17 protein-coding genes are annotated in these 13,873 nt (G+C 57.4%); 6 read left to right on the top strand and 11 right to left on the bottom strand.

The window, feature by feature from the left end; genetic code table 11:
• Positions 1–14: 14 nt before the first annotated feature.
• The 4 genes from pflA to RO009_02090 all read right to left on the bottom strand — a co-directional run bounded on the left by pflA (position 15) and on the right by RO009_02090 (position 4,110).
• Positions 15–848 (bottom strand): pyruvate formate-lyase-activating protein, encoded by an 834-nt coding sequence (gene pflA, locus RO009_02105; protein ID MDT3683821.1) that lies wholly within the window; start codon positions 846–848, stop codon positions 15–17.
• 13 nt (positions 849–861) lie between these two features.
• The gene (gene pflB / locus RO009_02100) at positions 862–3,126 is read right to left on the bottom strand and encodes a formate C-acetyltransferase (GenBank protein MDT3683820.1); all 2,265 of its coding nucleotides are present in this window, start codon (positions 3,124–3,126) and stop codon (positions 862–864) included.
• Positions 3,127–3,250: 124 nt separating this feature from the next.
• Complete coding sequence (locus RO009_02095; protein ID MDT3683819.1) at positions 3,251–3,496, bottom strand: hypothetical protein; 246 nt, start codon at positions 3,494–3,496, stop codon at positions 3,251–3,253.
• 164 nt (positions 3,497–3,660) lie between these two features.
• Entirely contained in the window at positions 3,661–4,110 is a 450-nt protein-coding gene (locus RO009_02090; GenBank protein ID MDT3683818.1) for a hypothetical protein, read from the bottom strand.
• A 305-nt stretch (positions 4,111–4,415) separates the two neighbouring features.
• Between RO009_02090 and RO009_02085 the strand changes: the two genes are divergently transcribed.
• Positions 4,416–4,778 carry a hypothetical protein gene (locus tag RO009_02085; protein MDT3683817.1) on the top strand — a complete coding sequence of 121 codons (363 nt, stop codon included), beginning with the start codon at positions 4,416–4,418 and terminating at the stop codon, positions 4,776–4,778.
• 53 nt (positions 4,779–4,831) lie between these two features.
• On the opposite strand, the gene RO009_02080 is transcribed toward RO009_02085, so the two are convergent.
• Positions 4,832–5,122 carry an HdeA/HdeB family chaperone gene (locus tag RO009_02080; protein ID MDT3683816.1) on the bottom strand — a complete coding sequence of 97 codons (291 nt, stop codon included), beginning with the start codon at positions 5,120–5,122 and terminating at the stop codon, positions 4,832–4,834.
• A gap of 13 nt (positions 5,123–5,135) precedes the next feature.
• On the bottom strand, positions 5,136–5,429 hold the full coding sequence (locus tag RO009_02075) for a hypothetical protein (GenBank protein MDT3683815.1): 294 nt from the start codon (positions 5,427–5,429) through the stop codon (positions 5,136–5,138).
• Positions 5,430–5,526: 97 nt separating this feature from the next.
• On the opposite strand from RO009_02075, the gene RO009_02070 reads away from it, so the two are divergent.
• Positions 5,527–5,967 (top strand): potassium channel family protein, encoded by a 441-nt coding sequence (locus RO009_02070; protein MDT3683814.1) that lies wholly within the window; start codon positions 5,527–5,529, stop codon positions 5,965–5,967.
• A 130-nt stretch (positions 5,968–6,097) separates the two neighbouring features.
• Positions 6,098–7,084 carry a DUF1254 domain-containing protein gene (locus RO009_02065; protein MDT3683813.1) on the top strand — a complete coding sequence of 329 codons (987 nt, stop codon included), beginning with the start codon at positions 6,098–6,100 and terminating at the stop codon, positions 7,082–7,084.
• On the opposite strand, the gene RO009_02060 is transcribed toward RO009_02065, so the two are convergent.
• Positions 7,081–7,449 (bottom strand): response regulator, encoded by a 369-nt coding sequence (locus RO009_02060; GenBank protein ID MDT3683812.1) that lies wholly within the window; start codon positions 7,447–7,449, stop codon positions 7,081–7,083. The genes RO009_02065 and RO009_02060 overlap by 4 nt on opposite strands.
• A gap of 104 nt (positions 7,450–7,553) precedes the next feature.
• Positions 7,554–8,234, bottom strand: coding sequence for a response regulator transcription factor (locus tag RO009_02055; protein MDT3683811.1), 681 nt, complete (start codon positions 8,232–8,234; stop codon positions 7,554–7,556).
• Positions 8,235–8,554: 320 nt separating this feature from the next.
• Between RO009_02055 and RO009_02050 the strand changes: the two genes are divergently transcribed.
• From RO009_02050 to RO009_02040, 3 genes are all read left to right on the top strand, one after another.
• Positions 8,555–8,890 (top strand): DUF3302 domain-containing protein, encoded by a 336-nt coding sequence (locus tag RO009_02050; protein MDT3683810.1) that lies wholly within the window; start codon positions 8,555–8,557, stop codon positions 8,888–8,890.
• Entirely contained in the window at positions 8,890–10,029 is a 1,140-nt protein-coding gene (locus RO009_02045) for an HlyD family secretion protein (protein ID MDT3683809.1), read from the top strand. The genes RO009_02050 and RO009_02045 overlap by 1 nt, the downstream gene beginning before the upstream one ends.
• Before the next feature lie 571 nt (positions 10,030–10,600).
• Positions 10,601–11,452, top strand: a complete 852-nt coding sequence (locus RO009_02040; GenBank protein ID MDT3683808.1) for a DUF4344 domain-containing metallopeptidase — start codon at positions 10,601–10,603, stop codon at positions 11,450–11,452.
• Positions 11,453–12,352: 900 nt separating this feature from the next.
• Here RO009_02040 and RO009_02035 read toward each other — a convergent pair.
• The 3 genes from RO009_02035 to RO009_02025 are packed head-to-tail and all read right to left on the bottom strand — an operon-like array spanning position 12,353 to position 13,801.
• Complete coding sequence (locus RO009_02035; GenBank protein MDT3683807.1) at positions 12,353–12,652, bottom strand: DUF4242 domain-containing protein; 300 nt, start codon at positions 12,650–12,652, stop codon at positions 12,353–12,355.
• Positions 12,653–12,695: 43 nt separating this feature from the next.
• Positions 12,696–13,559, bottom strand: coding sequence for an alpha/beta hydrolase (locus RO009_02030; protein ID MDT3683806.1), 864 nt, complete (start codon positions 13,557–13,559; stop codon positions 12,696–12,698).
• Positions 13,556–13,801, bottom strand: coding sequence for a DUF1127 domain-containing protein (locus tag RO009_02025; protein ID MDT3683805.1), 246 nt, complete (start codon positions 13,799–13,801; stop codon positions 13,556–13,558). Before RO009_02025 ends, RO009_02030 begins: the two co-directional genes overlap by 4 nt.
• Between the last annotated feature and the right edge of the window lie 72 nt (positions 13,802–13,873).

Here is a 13,873-nt window from a genome sequence, read left to right as displayed (position 1 = left end):
AAAGCACAAAGGTCTCATCGAACATTGCAGCCTGCAGCCCTGAATTGCCCAATCACGCGATTGATCAGGTCGGGTGTCGGAGTCGGCGTGTCGGAATGTGCGTAGTCGAGATGCATCGCTTTCCACTTGAAGGCGCCCATCTGGTGGAACGGCTGCACCTCCACCCATTCGACATTCCTCATGGGCGCAACGAACCGGGCGATCCCGTCGACATTTTCGGGATCGTCGGTATGGCCTGGGACCAGCGTGAATCTCACCCAGGTTGGTTTGCCGATCCGTGCCAGACGTTCGGCAAACCGCAGCGTCGGCGCGAGGTCGCGTCCGGTGACCTTGCGATAGATATCCGGGTTCGAACTCTTGATGTCGAGCAAGGCAAGATCGAGCGCCGACAGGAATGAGTCATCGATGCGATCGCCAAGAAAGCCGGATGTCTCGATGGCTGTGTGCAGACCCATCTCCTTGGCGCCGGCGAGGATGCCCTTGGTGAAGGCCATCTGAACCATCGGCTCTCCACCCGAGATCGTGATCCCTCCGCCAAGCGCCTGCAATGCAGGCGCGAAAGTCTTTAGCCGACCAAGGATGTCCTTTGACGCGACGTAAGTCCCGTCCTTCAGATGCCAGGTATCGGGGTTGTGGCAATAGGTGCAGCGCAAAAGACAGCCGGATACAAACAGGACGACTCGCAGACCAGGACCGTCATAGCGCGACGAAGTTTCATAGGAGTGCACGTAGCCGTATGCACCGCCTTCCTCATCACCCCTGATTGCGCTTTCGTCCGGCGCGTCGGGGGATTGCCCGACGCGCAGATCGTGCCGGCTGCCAGGCTCGATATAACCCAGATGCGACATGACCAGCCTCCTCTCAGACCTGCCCGTGGAAGGTCCGGCTGATCACATCCTTCTGTTGCTCAGGTGTCAGACGGACGAAGTTCACGGCATATCCGGACACGCGGATTGTCAGCTGCGGATATTTGTCCGGATTCTTCATTGCGTCCTCGAGCACTTCCTTGTCGATCACGTTGAGGTTCATGTGGAAACCTCCACTTGCGAAATACACGTCGAACGCTTTGACGGCCGCGTCGATGAGCTCCTGTTCCGAAAGGTGGGCCTTTTGCGGGGCGACCGACACCGTGTAGCTGATGCCGTCGAGCGAATCCCCGTAAGGAAGTTTGGCGACCGACAGGCATGAAGCGAGCCAGCCATGGCTGTCGCGACCATGCATCGGGTTTGCGCCCGGCGCGAATGGCTCGCCCTTGCGCCGCCCATCCGGCGTGTTACCTGTTGCCTTGCCGTAGACGACGTTCGAAGTGATCGTCAGAACGCTTTGTGTGTGTGTGGCATTGCGGTACGTCGGGTGTTTCCTGACCTTCTGCATGAACCGAGACACGAGATCGGCGGCGATCGAGTCCACCCGGTCGTCGTTGTTACCATATTGCGGAAGGTTCTTTCCTTCCGTCTTGTAGTCGACGGCGAGACCGGTATCGTCACGGATGACATGCACCTTGCCGTACTTGATCGCGGAGAGGCTGTCTGTAACGACAGACAGGCCCGCGATGCCAAAAGCCATGGTGCGCAGGATGTCACGGTCGTGCAGCGCCATCTCAAGTCGCTCGTAGAAATACTTGTCATGCATGTAGTGGATACAGTTCATCGCATGCACGTAGGTCCTGGCGAGCCACTCCATCGTTGTATCGAGTTTCGCCCAGACTTCGTCGAAGTCGAGGATGTCGCTTGTGATGGGCGGAGTGGGTGGTGCAACCTGCACACCGGAAATCTCGTCGCGCCCGCCATTGATCGCGTAAAGCAGTGCCTTGGCGAGATTCACGCGCGCCCCGAAAAACTGCATCTGCTTGCCGAGGCGCATGGCTGACACGCAGCACGCAATCGCGTAGTCGTCACCCCAGTAAGGGCGCATCAAGTCGTCATTTTCGTACTGGAGCGAGGAGGTCTCTTTGCTGACCTTGACGCAATAGCGCTTGAAATTCTCCGGCAGGTGTTTTGACCACAGGACCGTAATATTTGGTTCCGGCGCCGGTCCCAGATTGGTCAGGGTGTGCAGCATGCGGTAGCTGCTCTTTGTCACCAGCGCCTTGCCGTTAAGATCCATGCCGCCGACGCATTCGGTTGCCCAATAAGGGTCTCCGCTGAACAGCGCGTCGTATTCGGGCGTGCGCAGGAAGCGGACAATCCGGAGCTTCTGCACAAGCTGATCCCACAATTCCTGCGCGCCGGCTTCGTCGAGGGTGCCCTCGCGCATGTCGCGCTCGATGTAGATGTCAAGGAAGGTCGACACGCGTCCCAGCGACATCGCTGCGCCGTTCGCTTCCTTGATGGCGCCAAGATAGGCGAAATAGGTCCACTGAAACGCTTCCTGTGCGTCCGTCGCGGGATGGGAGAGGTCAGAGCCGTATATCTCTCCCATTTTCTTGAGGTCTTCGAGGGCGCGGGTCTGCTCGGCCAGTTCCTCGCGCACGCGGATGATCTCGTCCGAAGGCCACATGTCGTTGACTTGCTCGCGCTCGACGCGCTTGGCTTCGATCAGCCGGTCGACGCCGTACAGCGCGACGCGGCGATAGTCGCCGATGATGCGACCGCGGCCATAGGCGTCCGGCAGGCCCGTGATGATGCCGGACTTCCGGCATCGCAGGATTTCCGGCGTATAGACATCGAAGACACCGTCATTGTGCGTCTTGCGGTACTTTGTGAACGTCTCGCCGACGCCAGGATCGGGATCGAAGCCCGCGGCCTTGAGACCGGCCTCGACCATCTTTAGGCCGCCCCACGGAAATATGGCGCGCTTGAACGGCTCGTCGGTCTGAAGCCCGACAATTACTTCGTTGTTCCTGTCGATATAGCCGGCCTTGTGAGCGGTCATGGTCGACGGCGTTTTGCCGTCCGCAGCAAGAACGCCCTTCTTGCGTTCCTGCTGGAAATGGGACTGGAGCCTGGCCCAGACCACCTGCGTGCGCTCGGAGGCTGGCGCAAGAAACGTCTCATCCCCGAGATACTGGGCTGCGTTGCGGACAATGAAGTCTCGAACATCGATTTTTCTGCACCAGTCGCCGACTTTGAAGTTTCGCCACGCGTCGGAGTCCTTCTCCGGGAGCTTCACTGCTGTCATGGACATCTTGCATTTCCTTCTCACAGGGACGGCACGACTCAGGAATTGGCCGGCAGCGTCCCAAATGAAGTGCCTTTACGGCCAACCGGCCGGTCTCAGGCGCTCTCAAGACGCGTGGGAAACATGGGCGCTAGAAGCTGTATCCATACTTCGCCATGCAAGCCCCGCCGCGGAGATAGCGCGTGTTAGTGTCGAGAATGGAATGGCTTTCCTTACTGAGCGCCTGCTTGCAGAGCTTCCAGGCCTGCTCATAGGTAACCTTCTTGGGCTTGGTGTTCTGCGCCTTGGTGCTTTGCGCCGATGCGACACCATGCATCGCGATGAACGCACAGGACGTCAGCGCGATGGTCATTACGGCGAATTGGCGTTTGGACATGTGTGACTCCCTGAACTGTTTCTTGGGATAAAGCCATCGAGACGTGTGCAATCTGCGGGACGGACGTCCCGCCTTGAATTGAACACTGGTTTAGTCGGGCGATACTCTCGCGCTACAGCATTGAGATGCGTGTGATGCGCCGAAGCAGGCGCGCGCGGATACGTCTAGCTCCACGACAATGTCAGGGCGCAATCTCCTGGAACGCCACCCGGAAAGTCGATAATCTCCGCGCGCAGCTTGTATCCCTTCGAGCGGAAGTGGCGGTCCCATAATTCGTAGATTTCTTTAGGAACACCGGTCAGCGTTTGCTCCCAGCCCTTTTCCTGTTGATTTATGGCGCGCCCTTTGTCGGTGCACATCGTGTTTGGAAAGCGATAGACGCGCACCTCGGAAAGACCGTTTTTCACCGCGCCTTCGATGATCCTTACGGCGCGGCGGATAGCTTCCTCGTCGGAAAGACCCGACGGCGCGGACAGTTTGTCGATTAAGGCCTTCTTCTCCGCTTCGATCTTGGCGAGCTTCTTAGCCTCCTTGGAGGCCTCTTCGGCTTCCGCGAGTGCCAGCTTCTTCATGAAGTCTTTCGCGGTCGGGAGGATATCGGCGGCGTTTGGCATGGTGCTCTACCTGTAAAGAATGGACGGCGGATGTTCATTCGCGTCGGGCACAGACGAGCTGGTCCATTGTTTGGAGCCGGCCTCGATCAAGCCGACAAATCTTAGGAGCCGGCCAAACGGCACTGAACTATGCATTGTATTGCCAAATCTAAACGAAGGTTTAGTTCGCTTGCGTCGAGCCGATCACTATCGTGGTTCTGCAACGAATGACTCAGGGGAGGAATGCAACGATGCCTGCATCAATTCGCCGATGGATTTCCGTCGCTCTCTGTGTGTTTGGGCTGGCCGTAGTGTCGGCGCCGGCTTTGGCCCAGACCGGGCAAGTACGAATTAGCATCGTGAAAGGTGGTTGGTTCATTGGCGCGCAGGCAGGCAACGGTACGCTGACCTTTGCTGGCAAGACCTATCCGCTTGCTGTCGGCGGCCTGAGCGCCGGTCTCGTCTTTGGCGGCTCGGCAACTGATTTTGTGGGAACGGCTTCCAATTTACGACGTGCTTCGGATATCCAGGGCGTCTATTCGGCCATCGGCGCCGGCGCAGCGATTGCCGGCGGAGCGCGCGCCATTCAGATGCGAAATGCCAATGGCGTCGTGTTGACCCTGCGGGGCAAGCAGGTGGGACTCATGGCCAATCTCGACCTTAGCGGCATGACCGTCACGATGCGCTAGCGCAGTCGGTCGAAACACGGGCCTGAAACGGTTATTAAGCGCCCCAACTGCCGCTATTGCTTCACGGCGGACATGGCGTCGACGGCCTTCTCCTTGGGATTGTCCAGACACCGTTCGATGAACGCGTCGCTCTGTTTATGGAGAGTCGCAAGATTGAACGAGGATCCGCCCGACGTCCCAAGGAGAAAACCGTGCAGGAATGCGATCGCTACATCCCGATTGGCGCCGCTGTCCCTGATCACGTCCTTGCATTCATATTGCTGGATGGTGCGATTTTGGTCGGCCTGAGCCAGAGCTGTCTCGGCGGCCAGGAGTAGACTTAGCACGTATAGCAGACGTGGCATGTTCGTACGTTTCCTAGCTGCAATTGCTTCTTCGAAGGAGGCCGATACAGCGAGACCGGTCGCCCTGGAAGGTGATTGCCCCAAGGGTCACGGAATCGTTTTGCTCAATGAAGAGGTCGCCGGCGATGCCTTCAATCGCCGGGAGGCTGCGCGCCGCCGTTCCTGGCTGAGCGGGCTTCCCTATTTGCGTTGCGCAATATGTGCCGTCGATGACAGGATTACAGGGCTGTTGTGCAGCGACTCTCATGGGATCGGCAGGCATGCCGAGCATGGCGACAAGCCAACTCAGAACAGTGATTCGCAGCATGTCGGGTCTCGTCAAATATGCATCACGAGCGCGCAACGATACCAAAGAGGTCTGAGATTGTCATCCTTGGACAACAATTCTCAGAAGGGAGCACAACATGCTAAGCCAATTTCTTCTCGGAGCGGTCGCAAGCATCTGCAATATTGCGGTTCACTCCATCTTCATGACCGCTGTCGTTCGGGTCGGTCGCAGAGCATCGGCCTGTATTCGAGCCGATTCGTCCGTCAGCCTGAGCGGCATCATGGTCGCCGTCATTGTCAGTCTCATGATGGCTCACACGTGCGAAATACTTCTCTGGTCCGTCGTCTACAAGATGATCGATGCCGTGCCTCCTGATGTGCAAATCGTCTATTTTGCATTCGTCAACTACACGACCCTCGGATATGGCGACGTGATCCCGGTCGAGCGGTGGCGGCTGCTCGGTCCCATGACCGCAATGAACGGTATCCTTCTTTTCGGGTGGTCCACCGCGATTATCTTCGAAGTTCTGCTGCGGACGCTGACACAAATGGAAACGCTGCCGGCGTCAGGCGAATGACCGTGAAGCGGCAGGAAGAGCGGTTGCCGTGCGAGAACAGCATACTTTGATTTGAAGCAGCTATACTCAGGCATTCGGCTCCGTGCGCGAACGAAGATTAATATGCGCCGATCTAGGCTGGGCGGAAGTCATGAAACATCAATTCCTTATGCTGTTGGCTGCAACCTGCCTGCTGATCCTCGCTCCGGTGGCATTCGCCAGCGGCGCATCGTCAATACGCGATCGTCAGGTGGACGCCGCAATTGTCAGACCGGACGAAGAGACGGTTTCTGAAGCCTATGTCTACCTTCTCGGCCGTTTGCTGATGCTTAATCAGGAACGTGCAGATATTGAGAGAGGGGACCGTTCCTATAACAGGTTCATCTTTGAGCCCCTTAAAGCCGGAAGCGAAGCAGCCGGCGAGATTGCGCTTCACACGGCCTGGATCGCAGTTGACGATCATATTCCCGTCATCATCGAAATTCCGAAAATCGATGGCCGGCGCTTCTCCGTTTTGATTATGGATGAATGGGGAAGCGAGATCGCCAATATCAACCCGCAGACCTTCCCCTTGAAACCGTCCGGTACCTTTGCGTTGGTCAAGGCGGGTTCGAATGTGAAGGTGCCTAATGATGCCACGCGCATCATGCTGCATTCAGATAAAGCGAGATTGCTGGGCGCAATTAAGGTGTCTGGCGACCCAGCGCAAGCGGAGGCAATCCGGCGTCTCATGACCATCAAGACACTGTTCAAGCCGGCATTGGCTCAAAAGCGCGCCCAGAGGCCGACCAAAGCTCCAATACTCGACAATCAGACATTGATCGGTGCGACAATCTTCGACAACGTCGAATTGATCATTGGCGACACGCTGGATGTGGCGTCAAATGCGGCCGCCATGCAGGAGAAAGCGCGCCAGGTTGCGCGTTACGTAATGTCCAGTGCTGGTGCACGGCAGGATGTTGCGGCGACGTTGCTGCAAGTCATCTCCGGTTTTCAGGCGTATGCAAAAAAGTCGTGTGGCGACAAAGTCGCGCTTTGGTTTGATGGACGTTGCAGTTGCAGCAATGCGAACTGGTGCCGGGCGGCGGGCAACTATAGCCGGTTTATCGAACGGGCCGACACACCGCTCGCACGCTAGCGCTGCGATGACTGTTCGATAAAAGTGATGAGGCGATTCTGGTCGCATGGCTTGACCAGATAGCCGCTCGCGCCGGCGTCGAGGACCAGTTTTCTTGTCTGATCGTCGGGAAAGGCTGTGATGAATAAAATCGGTAGTGTGTAGCCGTTTTCGATCAAAAAATTCTGCAGCCCGAGTCCGCCCATGCCGGGCATCCGGACATCGGTGATGATACATGAGGTTTCCAATAGCTCATTTGAACTCAAGAAGGACTCGGCTGAGTCAAAGGTCACTGCCGTATATCCCAGCGACCGTAGCAGGCCCTTCGTCGCTTCGCGGACTGCATAGTCATCGTCAATAATCGAGATATGCTTCGATTGGCCCACGTCAAAAATCCTGCGACCGGTTCACCGGCTAGCTCCTAGGCCTCCTTCAGGGGCGTTTCAACTATGCATTATACGGCAGGAAATAAACAATGGTATGCGTCAAATCACAGTGTCGTTTTGGCTGTTAAAGGATAGCTTCCACCGAGATTCAGCAGATCCGCTTTTCGTACCAGGTCCGCCAGAGATTTGGCGCCCATTTTGCGGATCATGTTGCCGCGATGGATTTTCACCGTGATTTCGCTGACCCCAAGCTCCGCGGCAATCTGCTTGTTCATGAGGCCAGCCGCGACGAGCCTGAAGACCTCCTGTTCTCGAATTGTAAGCTCTGAGAACTTCTTCTTTAGGTCCTCAAGATGTTTCTGATGCTGCCGCTGTATTCTGCTGCGCTCGACTGCAGTCTGTACAGCATCTAGCAGATCCTGTTCGCGAACGGGTTTTGTCAGAAATTCGATTGCGCCAGCTTTCATGGCCTTCACTGACATCGGGATATCACCATGGCCGGTGATGAATACGATCGGGAGATGGATACCCGTCTTCTCCAATTCCGCTTGAAAATCAAGACCGCTCACGCCGGGAAGTCTTACGTCAAGCACAAGGCAACCAGAGCAGTCAGCCTGCTTGTCTTCCAGAAAATCCTTTGCTGATCTGAAGGAACGAGCCTGCAACCCGACCGATCTGAACAGGCCGACCAATGAGTCTCGGAAGGCGTCATCGTCGTCAACAATGTAGATGGTTGGCGGAATCTCTTGCTGTTCGCCGGCATTGTTCGGCTTCTGCTTGTTCATAGGATTACACTCCGAAACGCAGCACATGGATCCCGAGAAAACTGGCCGGCAGCACTAAAATATGATAATCTTTCAAAATTGACGTTTTTGCAAAAATTCCGCAGCGCGAGGCATCCATGACACTTTCGCCAAATGCGCGGGATTGTCGTTACAGAACCGCTGGTCGGCCCAGTTTTCCTGATCGGACAAACCTTCATATAAACTGAATATACTTGGATAGCTGCTCTCAGTCTTCCATATTCCGTCTAAGATGCATCTGTTGAGGCCCAAGGACGGAGTCGGCGCAAATTGTGCGCGGCCGGGGTGCCGGAGACAAGCACATGATCGGCGACCCGTTTCTCAATTATTTTGCGCTGGGTATTCTCTTTTTTGTGGTCATTGTGATCTTTTACGGCATCATTGCCATCCACGACATCCCTCACATTATCGCGAAATCCCGCAATCATCCGCATCAGGATGCGATCCACGCCGCCGGTTGGGTGAGCCTGTTCACCTTGCACGCACTTTGGCCATTTCTCTGGATCTGGGCGATGGCTTATCGCCCGGAGCGAGGCTGGGGCTTCGGATCAGGGGGAGCCGCAGACGCTTCGGAATCTCTAATCGCAGAGTTGAAAGATCGTGTCGCGGTCCTTGAGCGCAAGCTGGAGGGTCGGTAATGGATCTGCTACTCATCCTAATTTATGTCGCGTTTTGCTACGCAACATTCAAGATTTTCCGCATTCCCGTGAATCAGTGGACGCTGGCGACTGCAACGCTGGGCGGTATAGTCGGCATTGCGCTGCTTCTTCTGGTAATGAATTATAACCATCCGTTTTCGTCGAATGCTCGCATTCATTTTGCTGTCACACCGATCATACCGGCTGTAAAGGGCAGGGTGATTGAGGTTCCTGTCGAAGCGAACAAGCCGCTCAAACAGGGAGATTTACTTTTCCGCATCGACCCGAAACCCTATCAGTTTGCAGTCGATCAGAAAAAAGCAGTTCTGGCCGAAGCCGAGCAGAACGTGAAGCAGCTCAAGGCGCAGGTTGATCAGGCAGCCGCGGATTCGGAGCGGGCCAAAGCGCAGTTCGAGCTGGCGCAGCAAACATATGATCGACAGGCAGACCTGTTTGAGAAAAAGGTTGTTGCGCAGGCCGCGCTCGATACCGCTTCGCGCAATCTGGAAACAGCGCGGCAGACGCTAAGTGCGGCGCGCGCGGGGGAGGAGCGCACACGCCTCGCATATACGTCCGAGATTGGCGGTGTAAACACCAACGTTGCGCGCCTGCAAGCGGAACTGGCGGACGCCGAATACGATCTCGAACAGGCGACCGTGCGCGCCCCGACGGGGGGATTTGTCACGCAACTTGCCTTGCGACCTGGCATGTACACCGTGGCCATGCCGCTTCGTCCGGTCATGGTTTTTGTGCACGATACGCCTCAGGACCGGCGCATTCTCGCAGCCTTCCAGCAGAACACGTTGCAACGCGTGAAAACAGGTGATGAGGCTGAAATGCTGTTCGAGGCGGTGCCTGGCCGGGTCTTCAAGGCCAGAGTGAGCGGCGTGGTTGATGCGATCGCAGCTGGCCAGATGCAGGCGACTGGCACGCTTCAGGATTTCGGCGCACGCTTGCCCGGCGGCCGTGCGGTCGCTGTGCTTGATCTGGTGGAGGACGTCGCGCCTTATCAGATACCGCTCGGCTCCTCAGGCGAGGCAGCGATATACACGCATTACTTCCATCATGTCTCCCTGCTGCGCAAAATCCTTTTGCGGATGCGAAGCTGGCAAAACTACATCTACATGGAGGGTCATTGAATGCGGTCAATGACGACGAGCTGAAGCGGAGGCCGTCTCCATAGACCTAGGTGTTAATGCCCGATACCAGATGTTTATTGATGAGCTGGCCCCTTCTTCATACGGAATGAGACCGCTCCGTTGCAGGGAGTGTGAGGAGAAACGCTGATGAAGAAAATCTTGGGTCTATCGGCAATCCTGGGGTTGCTCGCGGTGGTGAGCATTGCTCCGGTTGCTGCTCAGACACGTCCCGAAAATCCGCCGGGAGCGCGACCGGAAAATCCGCCCGGAGCTCGTCCGGAAAACCCGCCCGGAGCTCGTCCCGAAAATCCGCCCGGCGCACGCCCGGAAAATCCGCCCGGAGCACGCCCGGAAAATCCGCCTGGCGCACGTCCGGAAAATCCGCCCGGCGCACGTCCGGAAAACCCGCCTGGAAAGAAGTGAGGGCGGCGGCCGGCTCCGGCTGAGACTCGGCAAATCGATTGCGCCGCGGTCAGGTGGCCGCGGCGCGACTAGGATGCAAATAGCTGGCAGTGGGGCGCCGATGATTGGCAGGGACCAGGGCGTTAGATGGGTCCATATCGGCCTACTGATGTTGCTCATTTTGAGCTTTCCCACTGTGCCCGTACACGCGCACGAGCTTCTCCCGGCTTCTTCACTGAAGACCAACCAATTCGACTATGAATATGTCGAGCCGAAGAACCCGGCGCATCGGCCGCTCTATGACGCCCTGAGAATGATTCAGATCCTGGAGAAATTTCAGGAGTTTCTGTCGCCATTGCGATTTCCCATCAAGGTTACGCTCAAGCTGAGGGGGTGCGACGGCGTCATAAACGCCACCTTCTGGGATGACGCGATTCAGATTTGTTACGAATATCTTGAATGGGTGATGCAGCAGGCGCCGAAGGCGGAGAAGATGGGCTTGACGCCGCGTGACGCGCTCATTGGGCCGGCTGTCGATGTCTTCCTGCACGAAGCCGGTCATGCGGTTCTCGAAGTGCTGGAAATTCCATTCTTCGGCCGCGAGGAAGATTCCGCGGACTATTTCGCGAGCTATGCCCTCCTGCAGTTTGCAAAGGACGATGCGCGGCGGCTGATCCTCGGCGCCTCGTTCCTGAGTGGCAAGGAGGCGCTTGAGGAGCAGGAAAAAGCGCCGGAAATGCGCCTGATGGCCGATACACACGGATTGCCGGCGCAGCGCTTCTTCAGCCGGCTCTGCATGGCTTATGGCTTTGACCAGGAGCTGTTTGGAGACGTTGTTACGCTGGGATACCTGCCGCAAAGCCGAGCAAAAAACTGCCGCTACGAATACAAGACGAACGAATATGCGTTCAAGTCGCTTGTTGCGCCCTATATCGACCAGGAGCTCATGCAGAAAGTGAGATCGAAGCAATGGTTCCAGTTTGAATCATCGGCTGCCGGCGGGCTCGAAATCAAGAAATGAGTGTCGAGCGCAACGTTTCGGGTCGGCAATAACCACGCTTACCAAAATTGCCTGATCCTTTGCTTTCATTCCCTATTCCTGTTCTGAGAATTCCCTGTTCTTGCGCGTAGGGAAAATCTAATAACCTACTGATCTAGGAGCTATTTGCCCCCGGGAGTCTCTAGGAGGGCAGCATTTTGCAGAATTTCCCTGCAAAAGTCCCTGTTTGAAGGGAATTTGGGCGGAGCAGGGCGCGATCTGCACTGCGGTGCCAGCCAGTCAGTGCCGATCAAGTCCGCCGCGTAGTCCATGGTTCGGTGCCGGTGGAGTGGCAATTTACCAAGCCGGCGCGTGGGGGAGCGGCAAGCGGCAAGAGTCCTTGACTTGATGGGAAGCCAGGGAGAGCGAAGTCTCCCGCTGCGAAGTTCTGCCGCAAGATTCTGACCATGGAGCTCGGAGCTCCCTGACTGGTGATGAGACGACTGCTGACCGCGCTACGCTCAATGCCATAGCGGCGTTACGGCGGAAAATCAGAATCGATGAATTCAGGAACACGGTTGCCCTGAATTTATTCGTCCTTGATGTTTGAATGATATTCTTTGGGGGCTTGGTGCACGGCCTGGTGGCGAGAATATTCCATAATGGACCTTACCCGCGCGCTGTTCGCGCCACGACAACGCATCGTTAGTCCGCTTGAATCCACCTGCCGGATTTTTTTGCGCCAGGGGCGAGAAGAGATTATTGCAAAGCATTTGCTGATCCGTATGGCGGTCCGCCGCATTGGGCGGATAAGCCTGCTCTCAAAGCAGTAGAATATGGTGGCTATTCCGGCAGCCCCGCCTTTCTTGTTGTCAGGACCGTTCCTTCGGATTGCGCCTGAATTTGAGGGAGAGCCGAAACGGCGGCTCTCCCTGTGCGCTATCAGGCTGCATTTTTTGCCAGCGGGTCGGCGCGTACCACCACGGTGTCCCTGACCGGAAGGATCTCGTCGGCGGGCATCCCGACACGGCGCGCATGTTCGCGGATTGAATCCGCGTCTCGTGCTTCATAGATGCAGATGGTGCCGAGCCGGCCGTCCGGTTCGCTGACAACGTAGCTGCGAATCCAACGGACACGGTCGGCCATCTGTTCGTTGCCGATGCGGCCGGATCGTTCAGCGGCTGCCTGCAACTCGGATGCGCTGCCCCACGCGGTGCGGCGGCGAATGACGTAGAGGTCCATGACATTCTCCTGAAATTTGACCGCGATGGTGCGGCCATGTGCGCTATCGCAGACCGACGTGTGCGAGCGCGTGAGAGCCGCCGTGGAAAGCCGCCTCCGGTGCGCTCTCGATATGACGAGCGAAACAATCAGCGACCCGGTCGGGGTGCGTGACCGGTCCCATGTGACCGGCGCCCGGCAAGTCGGCACGGATGGCGGCCGCGATGCGGTGTACGAGATAGTCCGCGACGCGCAGCGCGGGGCGAGGTGATGCGCTTCCGCGCATGATCATGACGGGGAAGCGGAAACGTGCATAAGCCGAACTTGGGGTGTCTTCCTCGCACAGTGCTGCGAAATCGAGGCCAGCCTTGGGGATGTAATCTGCGATCTGCGCGCGGAGCGCAGGCTTCATGCCGCGCCAGGCACCTTCGCCGTTCCAGTAGTCGATGAAGCGCTCCGACGCGCCGTCGAATTCACCGCGCGCAGCCGCCGCGCGAATCGCGCTAGCGAGTTGGACGATCTCGGCAAAGGCGGCACTGCCGGCGTTTCCCATCTCCTTGAGGACATGAAAGGCCGTTGGCTCATAGAGCGTGAGGCTTGCGATCCGCTCCGGGCGGATGGCCGCGATATGAAGTGCCAAGCCGCCGCCATAGGAGTGTCCGACCAGATGAACTGAGCCGTCGTGACGGTCGATCGTTTTGATGAGCGGAGCAGCCTCGTCTGCTAGCGCAAAAGGCTCGCCGCCATCCCAGTGGCCGGTCCGGCGTGTGCCGATCAGATCGGGTGCTACGACAGCATGGTGTGCACCCAGGCGCTCACGCAACGGCTTCCATTGCGCGCCGACGCTGCCGGAGCAATGCAGGGCCAGGACCAGCGAACCCGTTGTCCCCGTGGACTGAAGATTGTGCGGGAAATGATGAATGGTCATCGTTTCTTTCCTTGGCTTCGGCGGCGATGGCGGGTCTTGTCGAGATCGCCGTGACGGATCATCGACGTGATTTCGGAGCGCGACATGCCGACATCGCGGAAGAAATAGTCAGGCATCTCGTCCAGCTGGCGGACGGTGTGATAGACGCGCCACTCGCGGCGGATGAAGTCGATGCTGCGGATAATCGCGTCCGCGGCACGAGGCAGAGCCGATGCCGGCCATGTGGCGATTGCTTTGTTCATTGATGTCTCCATGATGCTGCCGGCGCAAAGCGCGCCATTGGCCGCTGCTTCTGGCCGCAAGACATGGAAACG

Source organism: Pseudorhodoplanes sp., assembly GCA_032027085.1.
Classification (GTDB): Bacteria; Pseudomonadota; Alphaproteobacteria; order Rhizobiales; family Xanthobacteraceae; genus Pseudorhodoplanes.
Note: the sequence above shows the minus strand (reverse complement) of the source record. Positions and strands in the feature narration are given on the sequence as shown.

Bases quoted from the DNA above. Each gene is read 5' to 3' on its own strand.
- pflA (MDT3683821.1), bottom strand. From the start codon at position 848: ATGTCGCATCTGGGTTATATCGAGCCTGGCAGCCGGCACGATCTGCGC.
- RO009_02080 (MDT3683816.1), bottom strand. From the start codon at position 5,122: ATGCCACGTCTGCTATACGTGCTAAGTCTACTCCTGGCCGCCGAGACA.
- RO009_02070 (MDT3683814.1), top strand. From the start codon at position 5,527: ATGCTAAGCCAATTTCTTCTCGGAGCGGTCGCAAGCATCTGCAATATT.
- RO009_02040 (MDT3683808.1), top strand. From the start codon at position 10,601: ATGTTGCTCATTTTGAGCTTTCCCACTGTGCCCGTACACGCGCACGAG.
- RO009_02035 (MDT3683807.1), bottom strand. From the start codon at position 12,652: ATGGACCTCTACGTCATTCGCCGCCGCACCGCGTGGGGCAGCGCATCC.
- RO009_02075 (MDT3683815.1), bottom strand. From the start codon at position 5,429: ATGCTGCGAATCACTGTTCTGAGTTGGCTTGTCGCCATGCTCGGCATG.
- RO009_02065 (MDT3683813.1), top strand. From the start codon at position 6,098: ATGAAACATCAATTCCTTATGCTGTTGGCTGCAACCTGCCTGCTGATC.
- RO009_02030 (MDT3683806.1), bottom strand. From the start codon at position 13,559: ATGACCATTCATCATTTCCCGCACAATCTTCAGTCCACGGGGACAACG.
- RO009_02055 (MDT3683811.1), bottom strand. From the start codon at position 8,234: ATGAACAAGCAGAAGCCGAACAATGCCGGCGAACAGCAAGAGATTCCG.
- RO009_02025 (MDT3683805.1), bottom strand. From the start codon at position 13,801: ATGAACAAAGCAATCGCCACATGGCCGGCATCGGCTCTGCCTCGTGCC.
- RO009_02045 (MDT3683809.1), top strand. From the start codon at position 8,890: ATGGATCTGCTACTCATCCTAATTTATGTCGCGTTTTGCTACGCAACA.
- RO009_02095 (MDT3683819.1), bottom strand. From the start codon at position 3,496: ATGTCCAAACGCCAATTCGCCGTAATGACCATCGCGCTGACGTCCTGT.
- RO009_02090 (MDT3683818.1), bottom strand. From the start codon at position 4,110: ATGCCAAACGCCGCCGATATCCTCCCGACCGCGAAAGACTTCATGAAG.
- pflB (MDT3683820.1), bottom strand. From the start codon at position 3,126: ATGTCCATGACAGCAGTGAAGCTCCCGGAGAAGGACTCCGACGCGTGG.
- RO009_02050 (MDT3683810.1), top strand. From the start codon at position 8,555: ATGATCGGCGACCCGTTTCTCAATTATTTTGCGCTGGGTATTCTCTTT.